We start from the raw sequence: 7,356 nt of genomic DNA, 5'->3' as shown, positions 1-7,356 counted from the left end.
GTTTTTCTGTCAGGAAAACAATTCGCAGAAACAATTACTTTTAAAATGACTAACCTATCTGTAGAGATCCCAAATCGGCACGAAATAATCTGCCGGATGGAACATCATTTAATTTGCCGGACAACACTTCCACCCAATACTCAACTGTGTAAGAAAGGTTCTTGGTAATGCTCTCATCCTTCTCAAAGTGTGCTGTATAAGTTTCCGGTACGTTCAGTCCATTCACTTTAGCAGGAATAAATTGTGTATCTGTACTTACTGCCTCACCCTTGCTGTTCGTCCAGTTAACCAGCTTATACCCCTGATTCGGAGTTGCAACAGAACCTACTGCTTCTCCCGTCGCAGGTTTAAGCTTTTCTGACTCACGATCAACTATACCATTTTTATCCGCTTGGTAATTGATTACAATCTCTTCTTTTTCCGCAAAGTTTGCATAATAGGTTGCCGCTACATTTACTCCGCCTACTTTTTCCGGTACAAATACTTCATCGGTTCCTACTACTTCACCGGCTTTATTTGTCCAATTTACAAACTCATATCCGGCAGCGGCTGTTGCTGAAGAGCCTGTTGCAACATCTGTTGCGGGCCTCAGTGTTTCAGAAGAGGGATTTACGCTTCCTCCGGTTCTTGCAACATAATTGATGGTTATAGATTCATTTTCTTCAAAGTTCGCGTAATAGGTTGCCGCTACATTTAGTCCATCTACTTTGTCAGGCGTAAACTTTACATCTGTACTCACAACTTCTTTTGCTTCATTTGTCCAGCTTACAAAGTGATAACCAGGATTTGCTTCTGCTTCTGACCCCTTTGCCACACCTGTTGCAGGTGCCAAAGTTTCACTGGAACTTGTTACTGTTCCACCGTCTTCAGCAACATACGTAATGGTTATATCTTCATCTTCTTCAAAATTAGCATAATAGGTTGCTTCTACATTCAGTCCTTCTACCTTCTCAGGTTTAAAAGCTGCTTCAGTATTTACAATTTTACCTGCCTTATCTGTCCAATTTACAAAATGATAACCCGCTGATGCTGTTGCAGTTGAACCTTCTGCAATTCCTGTTACAGGCGCCAATGTTTCACTGGCTTTGCTTACTGAACCACCGGTTCTGGCTTCATAATTAATTGTGATAGCTGCATTTTCTACATAATATACGTTTATAACTCTATTACTGGATGTTATTGTTGTCGGGATATCCGGCACTGTCTTATCTAAATGATATCCAGCGGGACATTTATCCTCAACATTAGATATTTGAGTTCCATCCTTGACTGTATATGTTTCAGACCAATCTGACATATAATTTCCGCCAACATAATAGTTTACAGAATAAGTAATTTTTTGTCTTTCATATTCAAAAACAACCTTATTCTTTTCAGCATCAAGATAGATATCCCTGTATATGCTGGGAGCCTGACCTTCAACTAATACATATCCTTTTATTTCTGGTGCTGAAATCCATACAGCAGCTTTTTTTGTTGTATATCCTTCAGGACCATAAATTACTTCCTTAGTATCCCTATCAATTCCAGTAACTGTATAGTTACGTTCTACAGCATTGGTATAGTAGAATGTAATCACATTTTCACTTTGCGCAAGTATCATCGACTGGCTTGCCTGGACAGCAACATATCCACTAGCCTCCAAATCAACCGCCCATTCCGTTACTGTTTTACCAACACGCTGGTTAGACACTACTTTCTGATCATGTAATATATTATCGGTTCCCTGCTCTAAGTATTTTACTGTATATGATGTGTAATTTTTAGGTGACCAGTGTGCATATAAAGTAAATCCATTTTTCACTGGTGTACCAAAATCATATTTCACTCCGCCTTCGGGCTGAGTAAACCATCCAAGGAAATTATAGCCATCTCTCTCCGGAGCCTGCGGCTCATTTACCGTATGATTATAATCAACTTTGGTAGTTTCTGTTTTACCGTTTTCATAATTCTCATCAAATACTACCGGATATGTTTTGATTTTCCATCCTGCATATACTGTCATATTGTTTGCAGGCATGGTATCTTTTCCCCATTCAACACGGCTTGTAGCTCCAGGATCATAGTACCATCCTATAAAATCATATCCTTCTCGTATGGGAGTCCCGCTAGGTTTAGTAATAACCGCTTCGTATTTATAAGTATTCGTACCAGGTGCATTATATCCACCATTCGCAGAAAACTCAATTAAATATGAATTTCTAGTATAATATATTTCATTCCTCTTTCCTGAACTAGTTTGATTTAAGTATCCACCAACATCAGGTTTATTTCTTTTATCATTTGGATTTAAAGTAAATCCTGTTATAGGATACCGATCTTCTTCAGCTAACGTCCACCCAGATTTAGAAGAGGTAAATGAATCAATATGATGCACAATATAATCATTACCCTCAATTGGCTCTACCATATAATAAATTTTATATGAATTTTTTCCAGTATCTACTCTAAAGAAATTCATATTTTCAGCTGGCATCGTACTCATACCTGCATAAGTATTAAACATTTTCCACCCATCAAAATGTCGCCATAAATTATCCGATGGCCAATCATTAATCCAAGCTCCATATCTCGCAATTATTGTCTTTACAGGATTTCTATCTTCCTTATTGTTATAAAATTTTAAATTAAATTCTTTTCGGTCATAATAAACATTAACAATAGTACTATCATCAATCTGTATGATTTTATCTGTATCTATTTTAGAACGTTTGAATCCTTCAAGAAGCAAATTAATTTTACTTAATTCACTTTTGCTGATATCAGGAATATCAGTACTATTAATAGTATGACCTACACTTCCTTTTTTCGTAATGCTATAAAGAAAATCATATTCATTTCCCTCTGCCTTTTGAACCCAATATATAATCTTATAATTAGCAGTTGCATTCGGATCTACCTTCCAGGCAGCTGTAAGAAGCATATTTTCAGTCAAAGTTAGGTTCGTTACCTTTTCTCCGTTCTCATTCAACCAACCATCAAAAATATAACCTGCTCTTGTCGGATTCTGAGCGCTTCCCAGAGTAATTGGGGTTTCATAAAGAGCTTCTATAGCAGTTACATAACTGCCACCTGCAGAATTAAACCGAACCGTATAGCTCAGACGAGTATACTCAATGACAATAACTGTATCTTTCCCGATAATGGCATTATCTACGACTCCAGCCTCATATCCTTTTACAGTTTTTGCCTCTGCTTCTGACTCTGTACCATACATTCCTCTTTTTACTTCATTTTCAGTTACATAGCTTCCATCCAGCTGTTCAAATCTATGCTGCACTGTATAAGAAGTTTCTGTGGGATGGTAAGTAACCGTAACTGATAAATCGTTTTCTGGCATTATTCCCTGTATAACTTCTGGTTCTGCCTGATAGCCAACAATTATGGGAGAAGTTCTCTTATATGATCCGCCTTCCCTTACATCAGCATAGTAGGTATCCGCGGCTTTACGGCCTGCCATTGTACCTGCATCTTCACCATATACATAATTAATTGTAAGAGTATGTACAGGCTTCACCGATGAAGGATCAATAACAGTAATATCTTTGTAAGCTTCCTTTCCATCTACAGATACTATAATTTCAACTATTCCCTCTGCTTTACCTGTTACAGTTCCTTTATTATCAACTGTAGCAACTTCTTCATTTGCGCTTGACCAGTTTATTTCACCTATTTCTGCGTTTTCCGGTTCTACTATTAAGCTAAGGCTAATTTTGCTATTGAGGATTACTATATCAGCGCCTTCAATTTTCACCTTTTCCACAGCGATAACAGCATTCTTCACATTAACATCAACAGCATCCGTAGCTTCACCATCTGCTGTTTTTACCGTAATTGCAGCGGTGCCTTCTGCAACAGCTGTTACTTTTCCATTTTCATCAACCGTTGCAACTGAGTTGTCAGAAGAAGTCCATGTTACAGACTTATCAGTTGCGTCTGCAGGAGTAATCTCATAAGCAAGCTCTATTGTATCCCCAGCAGTAAGTTCAGCCGCCTCATCCTCATTGGTAATTACTATACTACCAACATTTATTACGCGCTCTTCAGCATTAGCCATCAAAGCAGCATTTTCAATCTCTACTTCTACCATAATGTCTTCTGTAACATTATTTAAGACATAACTTCCATCTGAAGCAGTAAGTTCGTTAGATCCGGCTTTTACGCTTTTCACACGATAACCGTCTTCTGTTTCAACTGTAAACTGTAAGTCACTGCTGTCTTCAACAGAAGTACTGCTAACAATTTCTCCATTAACCTTTACAATTGCTTTTTCAGGAACATTAAAGCTGACTACATAAGTCACGGCCTTCTCATTAGTTGTCTCAGTACCCACTTCCGTAGTTGCCTCAGTCGAAGTCCCTTCTGTTCCTTCTTCAGTTGTACCTGCTTCTTCCGTCACAGCCGTATCTTCCGTCCCAACCGCTTCCTCGGTTGAGCCTGTTTCCGTACCGGATTCCACAACACTTCCTTCGGTTGTGCTCTCACTGCTGCTATCCGGCGTGCTGCTGCCGTCAGATGTATTTCCATCTGTCTGAGAGCCTTCCTCTACCTGAGGCGCTTCCCCCTGCTGTTCATTCTTGCCCGCAGAAGCTGCTCCTCCCTCATTGGATGTCTGTTCCGTTGTTTCCGGCTCGCTTACAGTCTGTTCTGTCGCAGTTTCGCCTTCAGCCGCAACGATTCTCATACCGTCGCTGGCTATAGTCGTACTGACAAGAACAAAAGCCAGCAGAAACGCCCAAAATCTTTGCAAGTGCTTTGCCTTCTTCATTCTTTGTTTCTCCTCTCCATTTTTTATAACTCACTAAACAAAATAATTAATCATCTTTCATTGTTTCATCTCCCAGGGCACTGTCCATGAGCTTCAGCAGCTCAAGGGCGCTCCGGAAATGCTTTGTGACCCCTTTCTCCGTCCAGGATATGGAGCCCTGCCATGTTGCATTCTGCCTGCTGTTTACCCGGACAATGAAGGAAGCTTTACGTCCTACCTGGTTCTTTATGTCCTGTTCATCCTTCACTGCTTCCGCCTCCTCGCCAATTACCAATTGTACCTTTCTCGTTTTCAGTGTTCTGTCCCGGGTTGATGCCTGAGGGAAATTCAGCCTGTCATATAACGTTTCCATTTCCGTTATCAGCTGCAGCTGATTGGAAAATAAAACGGGGGATTCAGAATAACAGTGATACATTCTGCCCGCCACAAGCTCTTCTTTTATCTCATCTATGCAGACACTGACAATGTTTTTGGGCGTTGGCCCGGCCCGTAATGAAGTATTCTGCATAAAGCACCTCCCTTTCGCTGTTAATTTGAGTATAGCGAACCACCCGTAACGCCAAGCGTTACATCAGAGAGAATTTTGAATTTTTTTTAAGAGTTTTTATTTTTTTGATTTAACTTGAGAAAATTACAAATAATCAGAAGAAAAAGAGCGCCGGTCTAACACTGTGGTTCTCCCCGGCTTCAGCTATGTGTAGGCCGTTTCACACTGTGCCCGATCGGGTAGGAGGCTAACCATTAGTTGATTAGCCGACCTCCCACACCGCACGTACGTACCGTTCGGTATACGGCGGTTCTCTAGTTTTCACAGATTTTCAGGTAATAGTCCGACATAGATATATATCCCAGTCGGGCTATTATTTTATTTGTCAGTGCCACGTTTAACATCTGCGCTGTCCTCCAGTATCCCTTCCGACTGTTAGCTATCTGATGTACCTGCCACTCTTCTAACTTTAGTGCTCGGAGATTCCGATACCTCGTTTTCACTTTCTTCCACTGTTTCCAGTATATTGCCCGGATTTTCCGACGTAGCCATTCATCTGTCTCTGCCATCAGCCCCTTCATGTCCGCAAGTTTGTAATAATTAATCCACCCTCTGACATACTCCGTTAGTTTCTGTCTCCGGTATTCATTTCCCCATCCTTTGCTTTTCCGGGTAATTTCCCTTATCCGGTCTTTCATTTTCCTGACCGTTTTCGTGTTGAGCAGCAAATTATCATCTCCACCAACAGCACATTATTATCTCCGCTTAAATTGAAACAGCGGCAGAATCGTTTCTCCAAGTCACGTTTCTGCCGCCGTTTTTGTCACATTATCATCTCTACGTTAATGACTGGTTGTTTGCCGCCGCAAGGATCACTTCCGCATCGATCACCGTCTTTCCCTGTTGGGCTCCTATCGTCAGCGCATCCGTCATCAGGTTGTCTATCTTTCTCGCGTTTCCCTCGCTGTACCCGTGTACCGCGCTCACGGCCTCCGGCGAAAGGATGCCCCGGCTTCCACCCGCCAGCCTGTTTTTCCAGGATGTGGTTCAAGTATGGTTCCCCCACCAGGATCAGACTGAAACAGTTCAGGGAATCGTAGCTGTAATTCAACGTTCTTCAGATAATTGATGATTGCTTCACCCACATCTTCAAGCAGAGGAAGTTCCAACGGATTTCCTGTTTTTACCTGAGTTAAACGGATAATCTCTTTTTCCCAATCGATATTGGAAAATCTGAGATTGGCCACATCACTGCTACGCAGCCCGAGTCTTGCAAGCAGAAGAATGATTGCATATGATTTACGGTTGGTTTTTCATAGCAGCTCAGTGATGCCATGAAATCCAAAACATCTTTAAGAGACAGTGCATCCAGAGAAGATATGTTCTCCTTTTTCAAAAATGCAAAAAATCTTTCCAGATATAAACTGAAAACCTTATTTGATTTTTTAATGATTCCTGTTTTCTCTCGATGGGAGAGGTAGGACTCAGCACTGTCTTTGAAACTGTCAGGAAAAGTGTATGCTCTTTTATCCATAACAAGATATAGAGTCACATGAAGTTTTTTTACTTCGTTTGCAGTATATGATGAAGGTAAACGTCTTTGCCTGTTGTAATGGGGATTGGGAAGCTTGGAGAACATCTCCGTATTCATAAAGCCATTCTCATAGCAGTATTTCAGATAATATCGAACTGCCCGCATTGTAGGCCAAAAACTGATTCAGATCATGTTTTTGTGAGGCAAGTTCCACCGTATACGAATTTTAATCCGGGTGCAGTCGGTGCCCTTGTAAGAGTTCATCTCCAGAAATCAGGGATTCATCTTGAAGGGAAAAAGAAAGGTTCCCATACGCTTCGTCACAGCCTTGCAAGTCGTCTGTTAGAGCATGAGATCCCTCTTCCGGTCATTTCAGAAATCTTGGGACATACAACTACCGAAACCACGATGACATACCTTCGTATTGATATCGCCGAACTCAGAAAGTGTGCATTGGAGGTAGCAATCTAACATGACAAGAATCAGAAAATCACCAACAATGACAGGACCATTTGCTGAGGTCGCTCAGGAATTCATTCAATACAAAAGAAGTGCCGGTTTTAAATA

At 40.9% G+C, this 7,356-nt stretch carries 7 protein-coding genes; 1 reads left to right on the top strand and 6 read right to left on the bottom strand.

Going from position 1 to position 7,356, the window contains the following annotated elements; translation table 11 throughout:
- Nucleotides 1-49: 49 nt before the first annotated feature.
- The 6 genes from FYJ45_RS28505 to FYJ45_RS31270 all read right to left on the bottom strand — a co-directional run bounded on the left by FYJ45_RS28505 (nt 50) and on the right by FYJ45_RS31270 (nt 6,906).
- Nucleotides 50-4,768 (bottom strand): InlB B-repeat-containing protein, encoded by a 4,719-nt coding sequence (locus FYJ45_RS28505; protein WP_154468331.1) that lies wholly within the window; start codon nt 4,766-4,768, stop codon nt 50-52.
- A gap of 46 nt (nt 4,769-4,814) precedes the next feature.
- The gene (locus FYJ45_RS31280) at nt 4,815-5,276 is read right to left on the bottom strand and encodes a hypothetical protein (RefSeq protein WP_235931057.1); all 462 of its coding nucleotides are present in this window, start codon (nt 5,274-5,276) and stop codon (nt 4,815-4,817) included.
- Nucleotides 5,277-5,569: 293 nt separating this feature from the next.
- Complete coding sequence (locus tag FYJ45_RS28495; protein WP_235931056.1) at nt 5,570-5,983, bottom strand: group II intron maturase-specific domain-containing protein; 414 nt, start codon at nt 5,981-5,983, stop codon at nt 5,570-5,572.
- Nucleotides 5,984-6,092: 109 nt separating this feature from the next.
- Nucleotides 6,093-6,242 (bottom strand): hypothetical protein, encoded by a 150-nt coding sequence (locus tag FYJ45_RS29990; RefSeq protein ID WP_195842034.1) that lies wholly within the window; start codon nt 6,240-6,242, stop codon nt 6,093-6,095.
- Nucleotides 6,239-6,502 carry a site-specific integrase gene (locus FYJ45_RS32930; RefSeq protein WP_321170343.1) on the bottom strand — a complete coding sequence of 88 codons (264 nt, stop codon included), beginning with the start codon at nt 6,500-6,502 and terminating at the stop codon, nt 6,239-6,241. Before FYJ45_RS32930 ends, FYJ45_RS29990 begins: the two co-directional genes overlap by 4 nt.
- Nucleotides 6,448-6,906, bottom strand: a complete 459-nt coding sequence (locus tag FYJ45_RS31270; protein WP_235931060.1) for a hypothetical protein — start codon at nt 6,904-6,906, stop codon at nt 6,448-6,450. The genes FYJ45_RS32930 and FYJ45_RS31270 overlap by 55 nt, the downstream gene beginning before the upstream one ends.
- On the opposite strand from FYJ45_RS31270, the gene FYJ45_RS32925 reads away from it, so the two are divergent.
- Nucleotides 6,868-7,260, top strand: coding sequence for a tyrosine-type recombinase/integrase (locus FYJ45_RS32925; protein WP_235931058.1), 393 nt, complete (start codon nt 6,868-6,870; stop codon nt 7,258-7,260). The two genes, FYJ45_RS31270 and FYJ45_RS32925, sit on opposite strands and share 39 nt — an antisense overlap.
- Nucleotides 7,261-7,356 lie beyond the last annotated feature (96 nt).

It is taken from the genome of Eisenbergiella porci, from assembly GCF_009696275.1.
Taxonomy (GTDB): domain Bacteria; phylum Bacillota; class Clostridia; order Lachnospirales; family Lachnospiraceae; genus Eisenbergiella; species Eisenbergiella porci.
This window is presented reverse-complemented; position numbering and strand designations above follow the sequence as displayed.

Bases quoted from the DNA above. Each gene is read 5' to 3' on its own strand.
- FYJ45_RS28505 (WP_154468331.1), bottom strand. From the start codon at position 4,768: ATGAAGAAGGCAAAGCACTTGCAAAGATTTTGGGCGTTTCTGCTGGCT.
- FYJ45_RS31280 (WP_235931057.1), bottom strand. From the start codon at position 5,276: ATGCAGAATACTTCATTACGGGCCGGGCCAACGCCCAAAAACATTGTC.
- FYJ45_RS32925 (WP_235931058.1), top strand. From the start codon at position 6,868: ATGGGGATTGGGAAGCTTGGAGAACATCTCCGTATTCATAAAGCCATT.
- FYJ45_RS31270 (WP_235931060.1), bottom strand. From the start codon at position 6,906: ATGAATACGGAGATGTTCTCCAAGCTTCCCAATCCCCATTACAACAGG.